The organism is Massilia sp. BSC265, assembly GCF_000740675.1.
In the GTDB taxonomy this organism is placed as follows: Bacteria; Pseudomonadota; Gammaproteobacteria; order Burkholderiales; family Burkholderiaceae_D; genus Telluria.
On record NZ_JPXI01000042.1, the window covers coordinates 278603 to 299967 of the forward strand.

The window sequence follows — 21365 nt, forward strand, 5'->3', positions numbered from 1 at the left end:
AGCAGCGCTGCTCCGAGCGACCCGAATGTCCCGCTATTTCTCCCAACATGGAAATAGTTCAGGCCGGCCACAGCGCCGGCCTCTTTTTTGCCAGTGCAGCACCCGAAGTGCAGCACGTCGGAGGAGCGGCTACAATGCCGCTTTGCACAGCGCTTTTCCCTAGGATGGATACCATGGACCCGAAAGAATCCCTCATCGAATACCCGAGCGACTTCCCGATCAAGGTGATGGGCGCCACGCACGTCGACTTCGCGGCGACGATCGTCGAGGTCATTACGAAGCTGGATCCGACTTTCCATGCCGGCAAGATGGAAAGCCGTCCCTCCTCCAAGGGCAACTACACCGGCCTGACCGTGACCGTGCGCGTCACCAGCCGCGAGATGCTGGACGACGTCTACCGCGCCCTGTCCTCGCACCACATGGTGAAAATGGTGCTGTAAGCAGCAAAGGGATTGGACAGCCGGCGGGCACGACGGATCCCGCTGGCTTATAATGACAGGGCTGTCCATATTCCCGCCCTATATCCACATGTCCGCTACCCGTCCCGCCACGCCGCTGATTCGCGAGCTCGGCCGCGCCGACTACGAACCGACCTTTGCCGCGATGCGCGCCTTCACCGACGCGCGCACCCCGGAGACGCAGGACGAATTGTGGATCGTCGAACATCCCCCTGTGTTCACGCTGGGCCTGGGCGCCGACCGCGCCCACGTGCTCGCGCCCCATGGGGTGCCCGTGATCCAGACCGACCGTGGTGGCGAGGTGACCTATCACGGTCCCGGCCAGGTCGTGATCTACCTGCTGATGGACCTGCGCCGCAACAAGCCGGGCGGCAAGCTGTATGCCCGCCAGTTTGTGGCAAAAATCGAACAGGCGGTCATCGAGGTGCTGGCGGCGTATAATCTCGCGGGCGAACGCGTTGCCGGGGCGCCCGGCATCTACATCGCGGAAGGTCCGCGCAAGGGCGCGAAGATCGCCGCCCTCGGCCTCAAGGTGCGCGGCAACGGCTGCACCTACCATGGCGTGTCGCTGAACGTGGCGATGGACCTGGCCCCGTTCACGTGGATCAACCCGTGCGGATACTCGGGCCTGGCCACGGTCGACATGCGCACCATGGGTGTGGAAGCCCCGCTGGCGGATGTCCAGCAGGCGCTGGCGCAGGAACTCGTGCGCCAACTGGCATTGACCGAAGCGGAAGAGCCAGCTCTGAACAACCTCTGAATGGAAGCCCGCCAGGGCCCAAGCCAATGACTACCGATACCAGCAATGCCAGCAGCGGCGCCGCCCAAGCCTACGACGCCACCGAAAAGCAGAAGGGCGCCAGCAAGACCTCGCGTATCCCGATCAAGATCGTCCCGATCGCCGACACCGAGCGCCTGAAGAAGCCGGACTGGATCCGCGTGAAGGCCGCGACCGCCTCGTCGCGCTTCTACGAGATCAAGGACATCCTGCGTGCAAATAAACTGGTGACCGTGTGCGAGGAAGCCAGCTGCCCGAACATCGGCGAGTGCTTCGGCAAGGGCACCGCGACCTTCATGATCATGGGCGACAAGTGCACCCGCCGCTGCCCGTTCTGCGACGTCGGCCACGGCCGTCCGGATCCGCTGGACGTCAATGAGCCGGCCAACCTGGCCAAGACCATCGCCGACCTGCGCCTGAGCTACGTCGTGATCACCTCGGTGGACCGCGACGACCTGCGTGACGGCGGCGCAGGCCACTTCGTGGAGTGCATCACCAAGACCCGCGCCCTGTCGCCGAACACCAAGATCGAAGTGCTGGTGCCGGACTTCCGCGGCCGCCTGGAAAAGGCCCTGAACATCTTCGCCGACGGCCTGCCGGACGTGATGAACCACAACCTGGAAACCGTGCCGCGCCTGTACAAGGAAGCGCGCCCGGGCGCCGACTACAAGCACTCGCTGGTGCTGCTGCGCGACTTCAAGAAGATGTACCCGAACGCGGTCACCAAGTCGGGCCTGATGGTGGGCCTGGGCGAGACCGACGAAGAGATCCTGGAAGTGATGCGCGACATGCGCGAGCACGATATCGACATGCTGACCATCGGCCAGTACCTGGCGCCGTCGAACTCGCACCTGCCGGTGCGCCGCTATGTGCATCCGGACACTTTTAAAATGTTCGAAGAGAAGGCCTACGAGATGGGCTTCGTCCACGCGGCCGTAGGCGCGATGGTGCGTTCGTCGTACCACGCGGACCAGCAGGCGCACGAAGCGGGCGTCGCGGCGTAATCATCCGCACTCGTAACAAGGCCGGCCCGCGCATGCGGTGCCGGCCATTTTTCGTTAACTCGTTTCACGTTTGACTTGCCGACCGGACAAGAATAGACTCCAATGATTGCGCTAACATCTGATGTTGGCGATAACAATAAGGAGGAGGCAATGGCAGCACCAGCGAGACCCGGGAACGGGATCGGAAACCGCATCGTCCAACGGCTGCTGTGCTGCCTTGCGCTCGGCCTGTGCCTGTCCGTACCGGCCGAGGTAGATGCGCTCGGCACCGCGCGCTTCGTCGACGTGGAGGGCAGGGAAGGCGTCCAGCTCGTGGCCAAGGGCCGCGCCGCCCCGATCATGGTCGGCAAGGACGACTTCCCAGGCGTGCTGCGCGCAGCGCGCGACCTGCAGCGCGACATCCAGAAGGTGACGGGCAAGACGCCGCAGTGGCAGACGGGTGCAGCGGCGACGAGCGACGTCATCATCGTCGGCACGCTCGGCCGCCATCCCCTCATCGACGCCCTGGCGCAGCAGGGCAAGATCGATACGCGCACCCTGGCCGGCCAGTGGGAAGGCTTCCTGGTCCAGGCAGTCAGCGACCCGCTGCCCGGCGTGAAGCGCGCCCTGGTCATCGCCGGCAGCGACAAGCGCGGCACCATCTACGGCATCTACACGCTGTCCGAGCAGATCGGCGTCTCACCCTGGCACTGGTGGGCCGACGTGCCGGTGGCACGCCATGCCGCGCTCAGCGTCCCGCTGGGCACCCGCGTCCAGGACAAGCCGGCCGTCCAGTACCGCGGCATCTTCCTGAACGACGAAGCGCCGGCGCTCACCAACTGGGCCAAGGAACGCTTCGGCGGCTACAACCGCAAGTTCTACGAGCAGCTGTTCGAACTGATGCTGCGCATGCGTGCCAACTACCTGTGGCCGGCCATGTGGGGTTCGGCTTTCTACGACGACGACAAAGGGAACGGCGAACTCGCCGATACCATGGGCATCGTGATGGGCACCTCGCACCACGAGCCGATGATGCGTGCCCACCAGGAGTGGCTCCGCCACGGCAAGGGTCCGTGGGACTACAGCCGCAACGCCCAGACCCTGCGCGACTTCTTCGCCCAGGGCCTGCGCAACACGCGCGACTACGAGAAGGTGATCACGATGGGGATGCGCGGCGACGGCGACGAGCCGATGTCGGATAGCGCCAATGTCGCGCTGCTGGAGCGGATCGTGCGCGACCAGCGCGCCCTCATCAAGCAGGAGCTGGGCAAGGATCCGGCCACGGTGCCGCAGCTGTGGGCGCTGTACAAGGAAGTCCAGGAATACTACGAGAAGGGCATGCGCGTGCCGGACGACATGCTGCTGCTCTGGTGCGACGACAACTGGGGCAATATCCGGCGCCTGCCCACGCCGGAGGAACGCAAGCGCAGCGGCGGCGCCGGCGTTTATTACCACTTCGATTACGTGGGCGGTCCGCGCTCCTACAAGTGGCTGAACGTGACCCAGATCGCCAAGATCTGGGAGCAGATGAACCTGGCCAACGAATACGGCGCAAACCGGCTCTGGATCGTCAACGTGGGCGACCTCAAGCCGATGGAAGTGCCGACCGAATTCTTCCTGGCCTATGCCTGGAACCCGGCGGCCTGGCCTGCAGAGAAGCTGCCGGCCTACCTGGAGGCCTGGGCTGCCCGCGAGTTCGGCACCCGGCATGCCGCGCGCATCGCCTCGATCGTCGAGCGCTACACCCGCTACAACGCGCGCCGGCGGCCGGAGCAGCTGGAGCCGACCACCTACAGCCTGAGCGCCCATGACGAAGCGGAGCGGGTGGTGAACGACTACAACGCGCTTGCCCTCGAGGCCGGCCAGATCGGCAAGGCCCTGCCGAAAGCGATGCACGACGCGTACTTCCAGCTGGTCGAGTACCCGGTGCGCGCTTCCGCCAATGCGCTGGACATGTGGGTGTCGGCCGGCAGGAACGCCCTGTATGCGCGCCAGGGACGCGTCACCACCAACGACATGGCCGTCCGCGTGCGCCGCCTGTTCGACCGCGACGCCGAGCTGACCCGCCAGTACCACGGCACCAACCAAGGCAAATGGCATCACATGATGTCGCAGAACCGCTTCGGCTACACCAACTGGGCCCAGCCCTACCGCGACGTGATGCCGGCGGTGTCGGAACTGCGCCTGCCCGATACGGCTTCTCCGGGCGGCATTCGTGCGGCCGATCAGATGGGCGTCGTGGTGCAGGGCAGCCAGGCCGTGTGGCCGGCGTACGGACTGCACCACATGACCGTGCCCGCGCTGGACGTGTTCGACAGGCAGCCGCGCTGGTTCGAGCTGTTCAACCGCAGCCGGGAACCGTTCGACTACGCGGTCAAGGCGAGCCACCCGTGGATCCGGCTCAGCCACGCGGCGGGACGGATCGGCAAGGAGCAGCGCATCCAGGTGGACGTGGACTGGGACGCGGTTCCGACCGGCAGCCTGGAGGCCGAGCTGACGGTCAGCGGGCCGGAAGGGGCCAAGGTCGTCGTCAAGGTCCCGGTGCACAAGCCGGAAGGCTTGACCCCGCAGTCCGCGCAGGGGCACGTGGAAAGCCGCGGCGTGGTCGCCATCGAGGCCGAGCATTTCAGCCGCGCGCATGCGCCGGGCGGACGCCAGTGGACCAGGATTCCCGGCTACGGGCACACCCTGTCGGGCATGACCACGATGCCGGGCGCCGCGCCGGCGCTGTCGGTGGAGGACGGGATGCGGCTCGAGTACGACGTGCACCTGTTTAAAGCCGGCGAGCTGAAGCTGCATGCGGTGCTCGGCCCGACGCTCAAGTTCCAGCCGGGGAAGGGCTTCCGCTTCGCCATATCGATCGACGACGGTCCGGTCCAGGAGGTCAATGTACACGCCGACGAATCCGAGCAGTACTGGAACCGGATGGTGTCCGACGGCGTGGCCAAGTTCGTCACCACGCACCGCGTGGACCGGCCGGGACGCCATACCGTCAAGTTCTGGGCCCTTGATCCGGGGCTGGTGCTGCAGCGCCTGGTGATCGATGCGGGCGGACTGCAGCCGAGCTATCTCGGCCCGCCGGAAAGCCCCTACTATCCGGCCAAGCGCGAGAGCGCGCGTCCCTGACTGCGATAGCGGCCGGGCGGCGGCAGGCCCTGTTTGCGGAAGTGATGGCGCAGCGATTCCGCCGAACCCAGGCCAGCCAGGTCGGCAACGGCCTCGATCGCCAGATGCGGCCGCGTCTCCAGCATCTGCGCCGCCAGCGAGACCCGTTCGCGCACCAGCCAGGCCAGCGGCGTGAGACCGGTACGGTCCTTGAAGCGGCGCTGGAAGGTGCGGGCGCCCAGGCGCGCCTGCGCGGCCATCGAGTCCACCGTGTGCTGCGTGCGCAGGTTCTCGCGCACCCAGTCCATCAGGCGGGCGATGCCGTCCTCGCCGGGCGAGGGCAGGGGACGCGCCACCAGCTGCGCCTGGTCGCCGTCGCGGTGGGCCGGAATCACCAGGCGTTGGGCAACGCGGCCAGCGAGCTCGAGGCCGTAGTCGCTGCGCACCAGGTGCAGCAGCATGTCCAGTCCCGCCGCGGAGCCGGCCGAGGTGACGATGCCGCCGTCCTCGACGTACAGCACGCCCTGCTGCACGTCCACCCTGGGGAAGTCCTGGGCCAGCCGGTCCAGGTAGCGCCAGTGCGTGGTCGCCCTTTTCCCGTCCAGCAGGCCTGCATGGGCCAGCACGAAGCTGCCCGAGCAGATGGTGCAGATGCGTGCGCCGCGTGTGCAGGCACGCTGCAAGGATTCGAGCAGGGCGGGGGCGGGTGCTTCGGCGACATCGCGCCAGCCAGGGATGACGATGGTGTCCGCCGCGTCGAGCGCCTCCAGGCCGTGCGGCACATGGACGCTCAGGCCCCCAAGGGCGCGCAGGGGGCCGGGTTCGGCCGCGCAGACCGCATGGGTGTACCAGGGGACGCCGAGCTCGGGCCGTTCGAGCGCGAACAGTTCGACGGCGCAGCCGAATTCGAAGGTGCACAGGCCGTCGTAGGCGAGGATGGCGACATGGGGCGGCATGGCGCGATGTTACCAGTTTCTGTCAGGCCGGCGCCTGCCCAAGCGGAGACACAATCGCCACACTGAGGGCTTGTCAACAAGGAGGCCCACATGACTTCTGCTGTTTCTGCAGTTCCCGCTGCGCCAAGCGGGCAGGCGCTTGCCCATTTCGCTTCCGCCTTCGCCTACGAGACCGATTGCGCCGACGTGCATGGCGCCCTGGCCGCGGGCGAGCAGGATTTCGTTCTGCTCGACACCCGCAGTCCGGAGCTCTACGCGCAAGGGCACGTCCCCGGCGCGCTCAACCTGCCGCACGGGAAGATCGTCGAGATCAAGCTGCGCGAGTACCCGATGGAGACGCTGTTCGTGGTCTACTGCGCCGGTCCGCACTGCAACGGCGCCCACCGCGGGGCCGAGCGCCTGGCCAGGTTGGGGCGGCCGGTCAAGCTGATGATTGGCGGCATCACCGGCTGGCTGGCCGAAGGATTTATCCTGGCAAAGGGCAGCGCCTGAAGGAGGTGTTGGCTTGCGCTGGGGAACCGGAGCCCTGCATGTTCACGCGCTGCGCTATAGTTGATGTCAACCAGACATCACGCAAGCGAACATGAATCATTCCCATCCCCCTGTAGACGACACCGAACACGACGACGCCTTCCTCGAGCGCGAGCTCGATTTCGCCGAACGCGGCATCGAACTGGTCAAGATGGAAGGCCGCGTCTTCCTGCGCTTCTCGGGCGAGGTGCGCTACGAAGGCCTGCGCGTGCCCTACCGCCTGGTGCCCTCGCGCGGCGTGCTCGCCAAGCCGAGCAAGTGGCGCAAGATGGACATGCTGGCGCGGCGCGACCTGCTCGAGGAGCGCGCCACTCCCGATGCCATCGAGGAGCTGCAGAGCGAAGCCGAGGCCTTTGTGCGCGACATCGCCGAGGAAGCCGACGAGTTCGGCTGGGACCCGATGCTGTTCCTGCACGTGCTCGACGAGCTGGAAACCTCGGAGCCGGCCGAATACGTGTTCCAGCGCATCTCGCAGCGCCTGACCCACGCCGTCGAGCGCGAGCAGGAAGAGCGCCACGCCGCGCGTACCAAGGAAAGCATCAGCCTGGCCGAGTACCCGGAGTCCTTCGAGGCGGCCAGCAAGATGCAGCGCAAGTTCATCGCCCTGCTGGGACCGACCAACTCCGGCAAGACCCACCGTGCGATGGAAGCGCTGGCCAAGGCCAAGAGCGGCGTCTACCTCGCGCCGCTGCGCCTGCTGGCGCTGGAAAACTACGAACGCCTGCAGAACGCGCGCCCCCACGGCAAAGAGATCAAGGTCAGCCTCATCACCGGCGAAGAGCGCCGCATCGCCGAGGACGCGACCCACGTCGCCAGCACCGTCGAGATGCTGGACACCAAGACGCCGGTCGAAGTGGCGGTGATCGACGAGATCCAGATGCTGGCCGACCGCGACCGCGGCGCCGCCTGGACCGCGGCCGTGTGCGGCGCACCTGCCTCCACCGTGTTCCTGGTCGGCGCACCGGAAGCGCGGCGCGCGATCGAGGCGCTGGCCGAACGCCTCGAAGTGCCGCTGGAAGTCCATGTCTTGAAACGCATGGCGCCGCTGGCGATGGAACCCTCGCCGGTGCGCAAGCTCGGCAACCTGCGGCGCGGCGACGCCGTCATCGCCTTCTCGCGGCGCGACGTCCTGATGTGGCGCGACATGATCACCGAGAAGGGCCTGTCGGTGGCTACCGTGTACGGCAACCTGTCGCCCGAGGTGCGGCGCGCCCAGGCCGAGCGCTTCCGCGAAGGGCAGGCCGACATCGTGGTCGGCACCGATGCGCTGGCCATGGGCCTGAACATGCCGATCGCGCGCATCGTGATGACGACCACGGTCAAGTACAACGGGGTCGAGGAAGAAGAGATTTCGGCGGCGCTGGCCAAGCAGATCGCCGGCCGGGCAGGGCGCTACGGCGTGCACGAGGAAGGTTTTGTCGCGGGCTACGATGACGACACCCACGAGGTGATGCGCGCGCTGATGAAGGAAAAGATCCCGCAGGTAGCAGCCACCGGCTTCGCCGTCGCGCCCTCGCTCGAGCAGCTGCACCGCATCTCCTCGGTGACGGGCGAGACCTCGCTGGTAAAGCTGCTGCGCCGCTTCGTCCACAACATCGACGTGCCGGACGGCTTCTTCTATCCGCGCATCACCGAGGAGCAGAACGAGCGGGCCGAATGGCTGGATACGCTGCCGCTTTCGGTCGCGGAGAAGTTCATGCTGTCGCTGGTGCCGATCTCGTCGAGAGTACCGGTACTGCAGAGCGCCTGGGAACACTGGGCGCTGTCCCTGGCCAAGAAGAAGGTCTGCAAGCTGACCCCGCCTACCCAGGAGCTGTATTACATGAACCTGCAGGAGGTCGAGGATACCTGCCGCATGTACTCGGCCTATGCCTGGCTGGGCTACCGGGAACCGGAACACTTCCCCAGCATCGACCTGGCGCAGCAGCTGGCGCGCGAGGCATCCGAACGGGTCGATGCGATGCTGCAGCAGCAGAATACGGCGGCGCGGCAGCGGCAGGGCGGCAATGCACGGCGCCGCCGCTGAGTTACCGTCCTGAGTCGCCGCCGTTCAGAATTGATAAGCCTGGCCGTCCTCCGGCACCAGCACGCGCCGCGCGTCCATGCCGTTCGCCTTGATGTGCGCACGCAGGTCGGCGCGGCTTTGCATCATGTGGTTGACCGCTTCCATGTGGCTGCCGATGATGCTTGCGCGCGGCGCGGCCTGGTAGGCGCGCGACAGATCGTCCTTGCCCATGATGATCGAACCGTCGAAGCCCTGCAGCCGGGCGTAGCCGGTGTTCAGGACGATGACGTCCGGCTGGTAAGTACGGATGGCCTGGTCCACCTCCGGGCGCCAGATCGTGTCGCCAGCGATATACACGGTCTTGTGGCCGGGACGCTGGAACACGATGCCGGACACGTGGCCCAGCAGGGCGCCTGCGGGCGAGGCCATCATCGCGTCGTTGCCGTGCTGTCCTCCCGTCTTCGCGAGGCGCACGCCCTTGAACTCGGTGGTCGCGCCAAGTACGCGCACATCGGTGAATCCATCTTTCCGGATTGCCTGTGCATCGGTTTCATTTTGCGCGAACACGGGAATGCTCTTCGGTAGCGATTGCTTAGCCGCGTCGTCCCAATGGTCGAGGTGGGTATGCGTAACGATCACGGCATCGGCACGCATGACCTCGTCGAGCGGCAAGGGCAGCTCGACCAGCGGATTGCGCAGCTCGCTGTTGTAGGTTCCGGGAAAGCCCGGATAGGCGCCTTTTTTCGCCAGCATCGGATCGACCAGGAAGCGCGTGCCGGCATACTCGATCTTGAGGGTTGCATTGCGGATCTGCTGGACGCGTACGGTCGGCGTGCCGCTTGCCGCACCGGATTGCGGATCGGCGGTGCCTGTCGGCGTGGCGCATCCGGCGAGCAGGGCGAGGGCGGTCGCGGCGGTGACCTGTGTCAAAGGGCTGAAAAAGTGCATGGCGGTCCTGTCGTGTTGTTGTGAAAGGAAGCATCTGCTTCCCTGGTGATCACATTCTCGTGTTATCGGCATCGAGGTCATAGTGGCCTGGAGGACGATATGCGATAAAATCGGGCCATGGCCACATCCACCGACCAGACACGCCGGCGCCACCGGGTTGCCGTGATCGCTTTCGACGACATGACGCCGTTCCACCTGTCCGTACCCTGCCTCGTTTTCGGTACAGTACGCGACGATCCGCGGGCGCCCGCCTTCGATGTCGCGGTCTGCGCCGTCGAACCGGGCGCCCTGCATACCTCGGCCGGTTTCGCCATTTTCGCCGACTGTGGCCTGGAGGCGCTGGACGATGCCGATATCGTGTTCATGCCGGCCTGGCACGACGATTGCCGTCCTGCGCCCGGCCTGCTGCTGGAGGCATTGCGCCGCGCCCACGCACGCGGGGCGACTGTCGTTGGTTTGTGCCTCGGGGCGTTCCCCTTGGCCGAAGCGGGCTTGCTGGACGACCGGAGCGCGACGACGCACTGGGCTTGTGCCGACCAGATGGCCTCAAGCTATCCGAAGGTGAAGGTCGACCGCGACGTCCTGTATGTGGACGAAGGCAGCGTCCTGACCTCGGCGGGCGTGGCGGCGGGATTGGACTGCTGCCTGCACCTGCTGCGCCGGCTCGCCGGTGCCGAAGTGGCGAACCGCGTCGCCCGCAAGCTGCTGGTAGCGCCGCACCGGCAGGGCGGCCAGGCGCAGTTCATCGAGCGTCCGGTGCCGGAGTCGCACAGCGAAAGCCGTTTCGCGGAGGTCCTTGCGTGGGTGGCGCAGCATCTTGAACGGGAACACAGCATCGATACGCTTGCCGCACGCGCCGCCATGAGCCGCCGTAACTTCACCCGGCACTTCCGCCAGGCGACCGGTACCTCGTTCAAGCAGTGGCTTCTGAACCAGCGCCTGGCCTACGCCCAGCGCATGCTGGAAGGCAGCGACGTATCGATCGACCTCATCGCCCAGCAGGCCGGCTTCAACTCGGCGTTGTCGCTGCGCCAGCATTTCCGCGCCAGTCTGCAGACTTCGCCGTCGGCCTACCGCAAGCTGTATCGCAGCGAACAAGTGTTGGCGTGACAGGCGGGCCGCTGAAGCGCTCGCGTGCACAGTGTAGGATGCGTCTTTTTGACAATCAGGAAACAGCAGTGACGATGAACCCGAAATACACCCCCGAATCCTTCAACGAATTCGGCAGGTCCTTCCTGCCCGGCCACCTCGGCATCCAGATCACCGAAGTGAGCGAGGGCCGCGTTTGCGCCGAGCTCCCGGTCCAGCCCCACCTGCTGGCCCCGAACGGCTACCTGCACGCCGGCAGCGTCGTCACGCTGGCCGACACCGCGGCCGGCTATGCCTGCGTCGCCCACCTGCCAGAAGGCGCACACAGCTTCACCACCATCGAACTGAAATCGAACCACCTGGGCACCGCGCGCCAGGGCACGATCGCCGTCGTGGCGACTGCCGTGCACCTCGGTCGCACGACCCAAGTGTGGGATGCAGTCGTCACCGACAAGGAAAATGGCAAGACCATCGCCCTGTTCCGCTGCACCCAGATGATCCTCTACCCGAAGAGCGCCTAACAAATTTCGTGGTCCGCCACTGCGGCGATGCGTCTTGCCCTGGGGGTTTTGTCAGGCGCTCCAGATCAGGAGGCGAGCTCTTTCTCGATCAGCTTGTGCAGGGTCGGAAAATCCGGCTCGCCGACGTACTGCTTGATGATCCGCCCCTTCTTGTCGATCACGAAGGTGGTCGGGGTCAGGCTGACGTCGCCGAACTGCTTGGCGATGTCGCCGGCCGAATCGATGGCGACCTTGAAAGGCAGCTGGCGCGTCTCGGTGAAGTTCAGCACGTAGTTGGGCGGGTCGTACTGCATGGCCACCGCCACGAACTCCAGGCCTTGAGCCTTGTACTTGTTGTAGGTCTCGACCATCTGCGGCATCTCCTTGACGCAGGTGACGCAGGAGGTCGCCCAGAAGTTCACCATCACCACCTTGCCGCGCAGCGACTCGGTAGAGATCTTGTCGCCGGCGATGCTGATGAAGGTGACGTTCGGCGCGGGCGGGGTGCTGTAGAACGAGGCGTAGCCGACGCCGGCCAGCGCCAGCACCACGGCGCAGGCGGCGGCAGGCTTGATCCAGGAACGGGCGGGTTTGGAAGCGGTCGGAGCGGTCATGATAGGAGCGGTTAGTAAAACGGCAGGACCGCAGTCCTGCCGTTGGCATTAACTCTGGGCCGGTGCGGCCAGGTTGGCGCGAGGATCTTCGTCGGCGATGTACTCGAAGATCTTCACGACGCGGACCACGCCGGGCACGCCCTTGGCGACGTCGGCGGCGATATTGCCTTCGCGCGGGGTGACGAGGCCCATCAGGTAGACGACGCCGCGCTCGGTGGTCACCTTGAAGGCGGTGGCCGAGACGGTCTTCTTGTCGACCAGGCTGGCCTTGACCTTGGTGGTGATCAAGGCGTCGTTCGAGCGCGAGGTGTAGCTCGAGGGGCCGGCGATTTCCAGTTCGTTGATCACCGAGACCACGTTCTCGATCGCGCGCACTTCGCGCTCGGCCGCCTGCTTCATCGCTTCGTCGCGCACTTCGCCGGTCAGCAGCACCTTGCGGTTGTAGCTGGTGACGTTGACGTGGCCGTTCTCGCCGGTGAGCTGCGCCATCTTGATCTCGGCCTTGACGTTGATCGCCTTGTCCTCGGTCTGCATGCCGATGGTGCGGCGGTCGTTGGTCGCCAGGGCAGTCGCCGCGGCGCCGCCTACCGCCAGGGCCACGCAGCCCGACAGCGAGGCTGCCAACGCCGTTCCCAGTACGATTTTCGACAGCAAGCCGGCCAGCGGGCGCAAATTGGTCATTCCTCTTCTCCTCCGAACAGTGCGACGTCGATGCCGTCGCAGATGCAGTGAATCGCGCACAGGTGGACTTCCTGGATGCGCGCAGTGCGTGCGTGGGGCACGTTGATATGGATGTCGGCGTCGGTCAGCATCTTCGCCAGGGCGCCGCCGTCCTTGCCGGTGAAGGCGACGATGCGCATCTCGCGTTCCAGCGCCGCCTCGACCGCGGCCAGCACGTTGGCCGAATTGCCCGAGGTCGAGATGGCCAGCAGGACGTCGCCGGCCTGGCCAAAGGCCTGCACCTGCTTCGAGAAGATCTCCTTGAAGCTGTAATCGTTGCCGACGGCCGTGATGATCGAGGTGTCGGTGGTCAGCGCGATCGCCGGCAGCGGGAAACGCTCCCGCTCGAAGCGACCGACGAGCTCGGCAGCAAAGTGCTGGCAGTCGGCGGCGGAGCCGCCGTTACCGCAAGCCAGGATCTTGTTGCCGTTGGACAGGGCGCCGAACATGAGTTCGACTGCCTGCGAAATGGGTTGTGCCAGGGCAGCAGCCGATTTCATCTTGAGATCGGCACTCTCCTGGAAGTGAGCGAGGATGCGTTGAGTGTTCATAGCCGGGGATTATAGTGCAGTGGCAACCCGGGTCGGGCAACCACGGTAAAAATTGCTTACATCTCAATGGGGCCTTGTCTAGTTGATCACATTCTGCAGCCACTCGAGATGGTCGCCGTCAATGGCGACGACATCGAAGCGGCAGGGCGGCGTGACGGGAAAACGCAACAAGTAAACCTGGGCCGCACGCACCAGGCGGCGGATCTTGGCAGGGGTGATGCTGGCGGCCGCGCCGCCGTGTTCGCTTCTGGCGCGCTGGCGCACCTCCACGAACACCAGGGTAGCGCCATCGCGCATGACCAGGTCGATCTCGCCGCCCTTGCAGCGGAAATTCTCTTCGACCGGCTGCAAGCCGTGGCGCTTCAGGTGGAGCAGGGCGACCCGCTCCCAGTCGCGGCCCTGGGCCTGCCGCGGTGACAGGCGCAGCGGCCACATAATCAGAACCTATCCCAGTCGGGAATGAGTCGTTGCTGACGCGCCTGACAAGCGGGTGCTGCCTTGCTCGTCGCGCAGTTGGCAAACCCGTGGCGCGCGCCATGCGGCCTCCTCGCGCCTTGCCCGCGCTTGTCATGCATCGCACACGCGCATGTCGCCATCAACTTCCTCCTCCCTGCTGGTATAGCTTCTTAGCGCCCGAAAGCGACCGTTTCGTAGATGCCGTCGCGGTAGACCGTGCCGGTCTCGACGCGGCGGAACGCGGCTGCGCCGGCACCCATGTCGATGGACAGGCGGCCGGTCACGCCGTCCAGCTGGAATCGGGTATTGGGACGCAGGGCCAGCTCGCGGGCGATGCGGAAGGCGTCGATACCAAGGGCGTACAGGCGCTGCATGTCGAAGCCGCTCGTGGCGCCGCCCCAGCGCGGATAGCTCGCCACCAGCGGATGCTCGGGCTGCACGGTCCAGGGCAGGTCGAGGATGCGCACGCCGCTCAGCTCGGGTCCGCTCACGGCCGGGTCCGAGCCCGGATTGATCGAGGCGGTGCCATAGGTCGGCAGCGAGGTGCCGATGGCGCTGCGCACCTGGCGCAACTGGACCGCATCGAGCGCAGCGAACACCAGCTGCGGCGGATCCACCTGCATGCGCGAGCGCAGCTCGGCCAGCGCGTTGGGATCCACATAGCCGTCGCTGCTGGGCAGCTCGACGGTTGCATTGTTCAGGCCCAGCTGCGCCCAGCGCGCGGTGAAGGCGCCGGACAGGCGCTGCTGCCATGCGGTCTTCCCGGTGAGCACCAGCGCGCGGGCGCCCGGCTGTTCCGCGGCGGCCCAGTCCGCCACCTGGCTGGCTTCTTCTTCGAGCGAGAGACCGACCACCAGCATCTGGCGCGGCAGCTGGCCGCCCGTTTGCGGGTGGTTCAGGGCAATGGTCGGCTTGCTCACGATGCCGCTGGTGGCCAGCGCGGCCACGGCAGGGCGGGCAAGGGGGCCGACCACGATGTCGTTCTGTTCGCTCGCACGTGCATAGGCGTCGAGCGTAGCCTGCGAGGAATCGCCAGTCGGAATGAGATTGACGGTCACGCCGTTGCGGTCGCGTTCGTAGCCGGCCATGAAACCGGCGCGCACCGCTTCGGCAGGCTGGGCCAGCGCGTCGGATTGCAGCGGCAGCAGCAGGGCAATACGGACCCCTTGCGTGCCCTGGCGGTCGAGGCTTGATGCGAGCGGCCGGCCTTCGGATGGCCCCAGCTCGATCGGATTGGTCTGGACCGGGGCGGAGGCCGGCGGTGGCGTATAGCTGGGTTCGGCAGGTGGCGGGCTTGCTATCGGCGCGGCGGGCGCGCAAAATCCGCCCGGTACGCCGCAGCCGGTATCTGGCGGCAAAGGCGTGCTGCTGCATGCAGCCAAAACACCCAGTGCGGCCGTCGCCAGCAGCGCCTTGATTTTCTTTTTCTTCAGCATCGGAATCCCTTATGACAGAACAGCAGACCATCGACATCGCCCGGCTTCCCGTCATGGGCGAGGCGGCCCAGCAGTCCTATCCTACCGCAACGCTGTATGTCGTGGCTACACCGATCGGCAACGTCACCGACATCACGCTGCGCGCTCTGCACCTGCTGGCGCTCGCCGATGTCGTCGCCTGCGAGGATACGCGCAAGACCGGCGCGCTGCTGCAGCGCTTTGGCTTGAGCAAGCAGACCATTGCCGCGCACATGCACAACGAGCGCGAGGTGGCGGACAAGATCGTCGAGCGCCTGGCAAGCGGCCAGCGCGTGGCCCTGGTGTCGGATGCGGGGACGCCGGCCGTGTCGGACCCCGGTGCGAAGATCGTCGATGCGGTGCGCGCAGCAGGGCTGAACGTCGTGCCGCTGCCGGGACCGTCGGCGGCGATCGCGGCCCTGTCGGCCAGCGGTCTGGTGAACGACCGCTTCCATTTCGTCGGCTTCCTGCCGGCAAAATCGAAGCAGCGCGAAAGCGCCCTGGCCGAGCTGGCGCGCGAGACCTCGACCCTCGTCATCTACGAAGCGCCGCATCGGATCGTCGACTGCGTCGACGGCTTGATGAGCGTCTTCGAACCGACCCGCCAGGTGGTGTTCGCGCGTGAGCTGAGCAAGATGTTCGAGGAAGTGCACCGCTGTCCGCTGAGTGAGGCACGGGCCTGGGTGACGGCCGACCAGCACCGCGAGCGCGGCGAATTCGTCGTGCTGGTGGAAGGAGCGACCCTGGAAACCGATGCGCAGGACGCCGAGGCGGAACGCATCCTGCAGATCCTGCTAACGGAGTGCTCCGTGAAACAAGCTGCCAATCTTGCGGCGCAAATTACCGGGCGCAAGAAGAACGCGCTGTATGAGCGCGCCCTGCAGATCAAGGGCGAATAATGGTTCCCCCCTGGCCGGCATGATCTTGCCCGGCCCCCTGTAAGCTGTTCGTGGCCTGTTCCTGGAAGCACGGAAGAGGCTGCCCCCATCCTTCCCCATTTCCCCGTACTGCATGTGCTGTGCCCGGCAGCGCCGCGTTGCCATTCCTGCATGTCAATGAAATTTTAGTTAAGCAATTTTTGATTCAGATCAAGCAAATGGTTTGATTGCTACAAATCGCCTACCTACAATATTGCATTGCATTCACTTATATATCTTGTGGGAATCATGGATTAGCGTTTTACCGCGAGAACTCAACATCGCTGCCGTACTTCACTCAAAGCCAGAGTGGCATTCCGCGCTTCAACTAAAGACACGCAAGCATGCCCCGCTCGTTCGAGCGCCCTTCCGGATCGATTGCTGAGTAATCAACCACATGCCTGGGTGGGATTGGCGTCCATTGTCATGTCATCCAGCTCGCAACAGGCTTCATTTAACGACGATGGGTATCCAATATGGTGCAGCATGCGCAGCTTGTGAGGTCAATGCCGACGAACGCATTGGATGAAACGGTCGACACGATCGGACGTGAAATTGGACTCGACCAGCAGGAGGTGGCCGAACGCATGGCTTTCCTGGACCTGCGAGCGGACGATCTGGCCCTGCTGCGCGAGCTGCACGACATGGCCCTCGGGGACACCGACACCTTTTCGGACGACTTCTACGAGCACATCCTCGGTTTTCCCCAGCTGCGCAAGCTGGTGAAGGACGACGACACGGTACAGCGCCTGAAGCATTCGCAAGCCACTTACTTCCGCGGCCTGACCTCCGGCGACTACGATGGCGCCTATGTCCGCGACCGCCTGCGGGTTGGCCTGGTCCACCAGCGAATCGGACTCGAGCCGAAATGGTATATCGGGGCCTACCGCAAGTACCTGGCGGGCATGTTCGACCTCTTGTGGAAGCATTTTCACGCCGATCCCGAGCGTTTCCGGGCCATGTTCAACAGCGTGCTCAAGGTGGTCTGCCTGGACATGGGCCTTGCCCTCGACACCTACGCGCATGCCGACCACCGCAGCGTGGTCCAGCACCAGAACTACCTGGAACAAATCATCGGCGGCATGCCTGCCGGCTTGATCGTCACCGACGCTTCCGGCCGTATCCGATCGATGAACGCGACCATGCGCGACATGCTCGGCATCCCGGACGATGCGCTCGACACGCATCCCTGGCTGGAATCGCTGCTGCCGTCGCCGGAGCTGGCCGAACGCATGGCCACGACACTGGCATCGGGCGCTCCGCAGGATGGGGTCGTGATCACGGTCGATGGCCATGCCGACGGCGTACGCTATTTCGAATTCAATATCCGCCGCACCAGGCAGGCCGACGAGCGGATCCTGCTGCTGATCGGCCGCGACATCACCTTCAAGCGCCAGGCCCGCCTGCGCCTGCAGGAAAGCGAGGAATTCTTCCGCCTGACCTTCACCCAGGCCGCGGTCGGGATTGCGCTGCTGTCCCGGGAAGGCCGCTTCGTGCGGGTCAACCGCAAGCTGACCCAGATCGTCGGTTTTACCGAGATCGAACTGCTCCAACGCTTCCTCTACCAAATTACCTACCAGAGTGACCTGCTGGAAGACCGCGCGCTGTTCCGGCAGCTCATCGACGGCGAGATCCGCGATTTCCAGCGTGAGACGCGCTTCGTATCGAAGCGGGGCAACCCGATCTGGGTCACGCTCAGCGCTTCCGCGATGCGAGAAGCCCTCAGTGGCCAGCTGCGCCTGATTGTCGCTGTCGAAGACATCTCACGCAGGAAACAGGCCGAGGAGGCCCTGCTGCGCATGGCGAACCACGATGCGCTGACCGGACTGCCGAACCGCATCCTGCTGCAGGACCGGCTGTCGCACGCGATTTCGCAGGCCCAGCGCACCGGGCGCCTGGTCGGTGTGATGTTCATCGACCTCGACCGCTTCAAGCACGTCAACGACAGCCTCGGGCACGAAGCCGGCGACCAGATGATCGTCGAGATCGCGCGCCGCCTGAGCCGCAGCCTGCGCGAGAGCGATACCGTGGCGCGCCAGGGGGGCGACGAGTTCGTCGTCGTGCTGCCGGACCTGGCCAGTGCGGACGATGCCGCCCTGGTGGCCCAGAAGGTGTTGTCGGAGCTGTTCCAGCCCTTGATGTTGGCCGGGAACGAGCTGTTCCCGACCGGGAGCATCGGCATCGCGATCTATCCCCGCGACGGGCAGGACCCGACGGCCCTGCTCAAGGCCGCCGATACCGCCATGTACCGCTCCAAGGCAAGCGGCGGCAGCCATTTCCATTTCTATACCGAGGACATGGGGATGCGTGCCGAAGAGCACCTGCATATCGAGGCCAGGCTGCAGCGCGCCTTGCAACGCAACGAATTCAGCTTGCACTACCAGCCCCAGGTCGACATCGCCAGCGGCCGCATCATCGGGCTGGAAGCCCTGCTGCGTTGGGAAGCCGACGGCAGGGAGGTCTTGCCGACCGTCGACTTCATTCCGCTGGCGGAGGAAACGGGCCTGATCGTGCCGATCGGCGAGTGGGTGCTGGCGACCGCGATGCGCCAGCTGGCGGACTTCGCACGCAAGGGGCTGCCGCCGCTGCGCATGAGCGTGAACGTCTCTGCGCGCCAGTTCCACCAGCAGGACATCGGCGCGCAGGTCGAGCGGCTGCTGGCAAGCTCGGGCTGCGACCCGAACGCCCTGACGCTGGAGATCACCGAGACCCTGTTGATGGAAAGTCCCGGCGCTGCGGCCGAGGCGATGGTGCGCTTGTCGAACATGGGCATCCAACTGGCCATCGACGATTTTTGTACCGGATATTCGAGTCTGGCGAATCTCAAGCGTTTCCCGATCCACGGCCTGAAGATCGACCGTTCCTTCATCGCCGATATACCGGGCGACAACGACGCAGCCGCGATCGTGCATGCGGTGATCGCGCTGGCCGGCTCGCTGAAGCTCGATGTCGTCGCAGTAGGCGTCGAGACCGCGGCACAGCAGGACTTCCTGGAAGCGCACGGCTGCCGGCACATGCAGGGATACCGGTTCGGCAAGCCAGTGCCTGCAGCCGAGATCGAGCGGCTGCTGCGCCGCAGATGTCCGGACGCGGCAGCATGATGATTCTGCCGCGCCGCATGCCGGGCAGCCTGCGCCTGGCGATCCTGACGGCCCTGCTCGCCATGCTGACCGTGGGGCTGGCCCTGGGCGACCCGCGCATGCTGCCCTGGACGCCGCGCTGGTATCCGCCTGCCCACGCCGTGCTCGAGGCATGCTCGGTCGTGCTCACGCTGCTGATCTTCGCGATCGGCGTGCACGGTGCCGGCCGGCGCATTCCGTCGACGGTCGCCCTGCTGTCGTCCAGCGCGCTGGCAGTCGCCCTGCTCGGCATCGGCCACCTTCTGTCGATTCCCGTGCTGGCGGGGAGCGATGCGCCGATCGGTGCCGCCAGCGGCGCCGCATTCTGGGTGGTGGCGCACGGCACGAGTGCGCTATCACTGCTGGCGGCGTCGCTGCTGCCGGTCGGCCACACGGTGGGACGCCGTGCGCATGCCCTGTGCGTGCTGGGCGCCGTCGCCGTAGCGGCATGGGGCTACTGGCTGGTTCTGGTCCGTCCCGAGCTGGTGCCGCCGACCTTCGTTTCCGGTACGGGAATGACCGGCTTCACGCTCGCCTTCGAGACCGCACTCGTCGGCGTCAACGCCGGCGCGGCCCTGATCCTGGTGATGCGGGCACGCCGCAAGGCCAGCGTGGCGAGCTGCTACCTCGCGGCCGCGGCGGCGGTCACCGGCCTGAGCGGCATCAACTTCACGCTTCACGTGGCGCCGGACGACCTGTCGGACCTGCTGGCCCACCTGTACAAGCTGGTCGCCCTCCTGTGCCTGCACCGGGCGCTGTTTGCAGACGCCATACGGCTGCCATACCGCCGCCTGCTGGCCAAAGGGAGGAACGAAGCGCGTCGCGTACTGGAATCCATCGCAGGGAACCAACATGCCCCCGTCACGCCAACCGCGGACGATACGCTGGCTGCCTTGCCGGACCGGCAGCATGCGTTGGACGTGCTGGGCAAGGCCATCGATGCCGCACGTTGCGAGGGTGGTTCGGTCGCGGTGATCGTGCTCGACATCGACGGCTTCAGGAAGATCAACAGCCACTATGGCTGGGGTGGTGGCGACGAGGTGCTGCGCGAATGCGTGGCGCGCCTGTCGGGCCGGCTGGGTGCCGGCGACACCTTGGCTCACCAGAGCGGCAACGAGTTCATCGTCGTGCGCCGGCATGCCGACCGGGACAGCGCGGCGGCGTTCGCCAGGGGACTGCAGGAGTGCATGCGCCTTCCGTTCGCGCCGGGCGGGCACAGCGTGTGCCTGTCGGTCAGTGTCGGCATCGCGGTCCTGCCGGCCGAACCGTGCCAGGCGTCGCAGCTCCTGCACATGGCGCAGGTCGCAAGTGCCTGCGCACGTCACGAAGGCCCGGCGCACCTGTGCTTCTATACGCCGCGCATGGGCGGCGCGATCCGTGAACGGGTCGACCTCGAAACCATGCTGTACCGTGCCATCGAGCGCAAGGAGTTCGTGCTTCAGTACCAGCCGCGCATCAGCATGAAGGATGGGCGCATGGTCGGGGTCGAGGCCCTGGTGCGCTGGCGCCATCCCGAGCTTGGCTTGCTGGCGCCTGGACGCTTCATTCCGCTGGCGGAGGAGAGCGGCCTGATCAACGAGCTCGACCTGTGGGTCCTGCGTGAAGCCTGCACTCGCGCCGCGGCATGGCGCGCGCAGGGCCTGTTCAGCGGCCGCGTATCGGTCAACCTGTCGGCACGCCAGTTCCAGCAGGCCGGTCTGGCGCAGCGGGTGCGCGCCGCGCTCGAGGACAGCGGCCTGGCGCCGGAAGGACTGGAACTCGAGATCACCGAGAGCACCGTCATGCACGACACCGAGGATGCCGCCGACGTGTTGCGTTCGCTGAGGGAGCTCGGCGTGACCGTGTCCATCGATGACTTCGGCACCGGCTATTCCTCGCTGAGCTACCTGAAGCGCTTCCCGCTCGACGTGCTGAAGATCGATCGCGCCTTTGTCAGGGACATGGAAAGCGATGCCACCGGTGTGGCGATCATCCGCGCCATCATCACCCTGGCCCATTCGCTTGGCCTCTCGGCCGTGGCGGAAGGCGTCGAGACGGAGGAGCAGGTGGCCTTCCTGAAAGAAAACGGCTGCGATGAGATCCAGGGGTATTACTTCAGCCGACCCGTCTGGCCCGATGAGGTATCGCGCCTGTTGGAGGAAGAAGCGCTTGCCGTGTGTTCAACCACCTAAAGTCCATCAT

General features: G+C 65.8%; 18 protein-coding genes. 11 read left to right on the plus strand and 7 right to left on the minus strand.

Annotated elements, in window-relative coordinates:
• Positions 1 to 173: 173 nt before the first annotated feature.
• The 4 genes from MA09_RS22330 to MA09_RS22345 all read left to right on the plus strand — a co-directional run bounded on the left by MA09_RS22330 (position 174) and on the right by MA09_RS22345 (position 5345).
• Positions 174 to 440, plus strand: a complete 267-nt coding sequence (locus tag MA09_RS22330) for a DUF493 family protein (RefSeq protein WP_373887865.1) — start codon at positions 174 to 176, stop codon at positions 438 to 440.
• 88 nt (positions 441 to 528) lie between these two features.
• The gene (gene lipB, locus MA09_RS22335) at positions 529 to 1218 is read left to right on the plus strand and encodes a lipoyl(octanoyl) transferase LipB (protein ID WP_036253250.1); all 690 of its coding nucleotides are present in this window, start codon (positions 529 to 531) and stop codon (positions 1216 to 1218) included.
• Between the two features lie 26 nt (positions 1219 to 1244).
• Positions 1245 to 2240 carry a lipoyl synthase gene (lipA, locus tag MA09_RS22340; RefSeq protein WP_036253252.1) on the plus strand — a complete coding sequence of 332 codons (996 nt, stop codon included), beginning with the start codon at positions 1245 to 1247 and terminating at the stop codon, positions 2238 to 2240.
• Between the two features lie 150 nt (positions 2241 to 2390).
• Complete coding sequence (locus tag MA09_RS22345) at positions 2391 to 5345, plus strand: glycosyl hydrolase 115 family protein (protein WP_051933706.1); 2955 nt, start codon at positions 2391 to 2393, stop codon at positions 5343 to 5345.
• Here MA09_RS22345 and ftrA read toward each other — a convergent pair.
• Positions 5312 to 6280, minus strand: a complete 969-nt coding sequence (gene ftrA, locus MA09_RS22350; protein ID WP_036253254.1) for a transcriptional regulator FtrA — start codon at positions 6278 to 6280, stop codon at positions 5312 to 5314. The two genes, MA09_RS22345 and ftrA, sit on opposite strands and share 34 nt — an antisense overlap.
• A gap of 90 nt (positions 6281 to 6370) precedes the next feature.
• Between ftrA and MA09_RS22355 the strand changes: the two genes are divergently transcribed.
• Positions 6371 to 6772 (plus strand): rhodanese-like domain-containing protein, encoded by a 402-nt coding sequence (locus tag MA09_RS22355; protein ID WP_036253257.1) that lies wholly within the window; start codon positions 6371 to 6373, stop codon positions 6770 to 6772.
• 91 nt (positions 6773 to 6863) lie between these two features.
• Complete coding sequence (locus MA09_RS22360; protein ID WP_036253259.1) at positions 6864 to 8837, plus strand: helicase-related protein; 1974 nt, start codon at positions 6864 to 6866, stop codon at positions 8835 to 8837.
• 24 nt (positions 8838 to 8861) lie between these two features.
• On the opposite strand, the gene MA09_RS22365 is transcribed toward MA09_RS22360, so the two are convergent.
• Positions 8862 to 9764, minus strand: coding sequence for an MBL fold metallo-hydrolase (locus tag MA09_RS22365; protein ID WP_036253261.1), 903 nt, complete (start codon positions 9762 to 9764; stop codon positions 8862 to 8864).
• A gap of 117 nt (positions 9765 to 9881) precedes the next feature.
• On the opposite strand from MA09_RS22365, the gene MA09_RS22370 reads away from it, so the two are divergent.
• Positions 9882 to 10874, plus strand: coding sequence for a GlxA family transcriptional regulator (locus MA09_RS22370; protein WP_036253263.1), 993 nt, complete (start codon positions 9882 to 9884; stop codon positions 10872 to 10874).
• Positions 10875 to 10948: 74 nt separating this feature from the next.
• Positions 10949 to 11374 (plus strand): PaaI family thioesterase, encoded by a 426-nt coding sequence (locus MA09_RS22375; RefSeq protein WP_036253264.1) that lies wholly within the window; start codon positions 10949 to 10951, stop codon positions 11372 to 11374.
• Positions 11375 to 11439: 65 nt separating this feature from the next.
• Here MA09_RS22375 and MA09_RS22380 read toward each other — a convergent pair whose 3' ends face one another.
• The 5 genes from MA09_RS22380 to MA09_RS22400 form a co-directional block, all read right to left on the minus strand.
• Entirely contained in the window at positions 11440 to 11967 is a 528-nt protein-coding gene (locus MA09_RS22380) for a TlpA disulfide reductase family protein (protein ID WP_036253265.1), read from the minus strand.
• Between the two features lie 48 nt (positions 11968 to 12015).
• A complete protein-coding gene (locus tag MA09_RS22385) occupies positions 12016 to 12648 on the minus strand; it encodes a BON domain-containing protein (RefSeq protein ID WP_036253266.1) in 633 nt (210 codons plus the stop codon).
• Positions 12645 to 13238 (minus strand): phosphoheptose isomerase, encoded by a 594-nt coding sequence (locus MA09_RS22390; RefSeq protein ID WP_036253269.1) that lies wholly within the window; start codon positions 13236 to 13238, stop codon positions 12645 to 12647. Before MA09_RS22390 ends, MA09_RS22385 begins: the two co-directional genes overlap by 4 nt.
• 78 nt (positions 13239 to 13316) lie before the next feature.
• Complete coding sequence (locus MA09_RS22395) at positions 13317 to 13673, minus strand: YraN family protein (RefSeq protein WP_036253275.1); 357 nt, start codon at positions 13671 to 13673, stop codon at positions 13317 to 13319.
• 191 nt (positions 13674 to 13864) lie between these two features.
• Positions 13865 to 15130, minus strand: a complete 1266-nt coding sequence (locus tag MA09_RS22400) for a penicillin-binding protein activator (protein ID WP_036253278.1) — start codon at positions 15128 to 15130, stop codon at positions 13865 to 13867.
• 11 nt (positions 15131 to 15141) lie between these two features.
• On the opposite strand from MA09_RS22400, the gene rsmI reads away from it, so the two are divergent.
• The 3 genes from rsmI to MA09_RS23880 all read left to right on the plus strand — a co-directional run bounded on the left by rsmI (position 15142) and on the right by MA09_RS23880 (position 21355).
• Positions 15142 to 16047, plus strand: a complete 906-nt coding sequence (gene rsmI, locus MA09_RS22405; protein ID WP_036253280.1) for a 16S rRNA (cytidine(1402)-2'-O)-methyltransferase — start codon at positions 15142 to 15144, stop codon at positions 16045 to 16047.
• A gap of 524 nt (positions 16048 to 16571) precedes the next feature.
• Positions 16572 to 19166, plus strand: coding sequence for an EAL domain-containing protein (locus tag MA09_RS22410; protein WP_036253282.1), 2595 nt, complete (start codon positions 16572 to 16574; stop codon positions 19164 to 19166).
• Positions 19163 to 21355, plus strand: a complete 2193-nt coding sequence (locus MA09_RS23880) for a bifunctional diguanylate cyclase/phosphodiesterase (RefSeq protein WP_161783249.1) — start codon at positions 19163 to 19165, stop codon at positions 21353 to 21355. Before MA09_RS22410 ends, MA09_RS23880 begins: the two co-directional genes overlap by 4 nt.
• Positions 21356 to 21365: the final 10 nt, after the last annotated feature.

What these genes read in the sequence shown, in the direction of transcription:
- MA09_RS22365 (WP_036253261.1), bottom strand. Translation starts at nt 9,764, where the DNA reads ATGCACTTTTTCAGCCCTTTGACACAGGTCACCGCCGCGACCGCCCTC.
- MA09_RS22385 (WP_036253266.1), bottom strand. Translation starts at nt 12,648, where the DNA reads ATGACCAATTTGCGCCCGCTGGCCGGCTTGCTGTCGAAAATCGTACTG.
- MA09_RS22360 (WP_036253259.1), top strand. Translation starts at nt 6,864, where the DNA reads ATGAATCATTCCCATCCCCCTGTAGACGACACCGAACACGACGACGCC.
- MA09_RS22345 (WP_051933706.1), top strand. Translation starts at nt 2,391, where the DNA reads ATGGCAGCACCAGCGAGACCCGGGAACGGGATCGGAAACCGCATCGTC.
- rsmI (WP_036253280.1), top strand. Translation starts at nt 15,142, where the DNA reads ATGACAGAACAGCAGACCATCGACATCGCCCGGCTTCCCGTCATGGGC.
- MA09_RS22375 (WP_036253264.1), top strand. Translation starts at nt 10,949, where the DNA reads ATGAACCCGAAATACACCCCCGAATCCTTCAACGAATTCGGCAGGTCC.
- MA09_RS22410 (WP_036253282.1), top strand. Translation starts at nt 16,572, where the DNA reads ATGCCGACGAACGCATTGGATGAAACGGTCGACACGATCGGACGTGAA.
- MA09_RS22380 (WP_036253265.1), bottom strand. Translation starts at nt 11,967, where the DNA reads ATGACCGCTCCGACCGCTTCCAAACCCGCCCGTTCCTGGATCAAGCCT.
- MA09_RS22400 (WP_036253278.1), bottom strand. Translation starts at nt 15,130, where the DNA reads ATGCTGAAGAAAAAGAAAATCAAGGCGCTGCTGGCGACGGCCGCACTG.
- MA09_RS23880 (WP_161783249.1), top strand. Translation starts at nt 19,163, where the DNA reads ATGATGATTCTGCCGCGCCGCATGCCGGGCAGCCTGCGCCTGGCGATC.
- lipA (WP_036253252.1), top strand. Translation starts at nt 1,245, where the DNA reads ATGACTACCGATACCAGCAATGCCAGCAGCGGCGCCGCCCAAGCCTAC.
- MA09_RS22395 (WP_036253275.1), bottom strand. Translation starts at nt 13,673, where the DNA reads ATGTGGCCGCTGCGCCTGTCACCGCGGCAGGCCCAGGGCCGCGACTGG.
- MA09_RS22355 (WP_036253257.1), top strand. Translation starts at nt 6,371, where the DNA reads ATGACTTCTGCTGTTTCTGCAGTTCCCGCTGCGCCAAGCGGGCAGGCG.
- MA09_RS22330 (WP_373887865.1), top strand. Translation starts at nt 174, where the DNA reads ATGGACCCGAAAGAATCCCTCATCGAATACCCGAGCGACTTCCCGATC.
- ftrA (WP_036253254.1), bottom strand. Translation starts at nt 6,280, where the DNA reads ATGCCGCCCCATGTCGCCATCCTCGCCTACGACGGCCTGTGCACCTTC.
- MA09_RS22370 (WP_036253263.1), top strand. Translation starts at nt 9,882, where the DNA reads ATGGCCACATCCACCGACCAGACACGCCGGCGCCACCGGGTTGCCGTG.
- MA09_RS22390 (WP_036253269.1), bottom strand. Translation starts at nt 13,238, where the DNA reads ATGAACACTCAACGCATCCTCGCTCACTTCCAGGAGAGTGCCGATCTC.
- lipB (WP_036253250.1), top strand. Translation starts at nt 529, where the DNA reads ATGTCCGCTACCCGTCCCGCCACGCCGCTGATTCGCGAGCTCGGCCGC.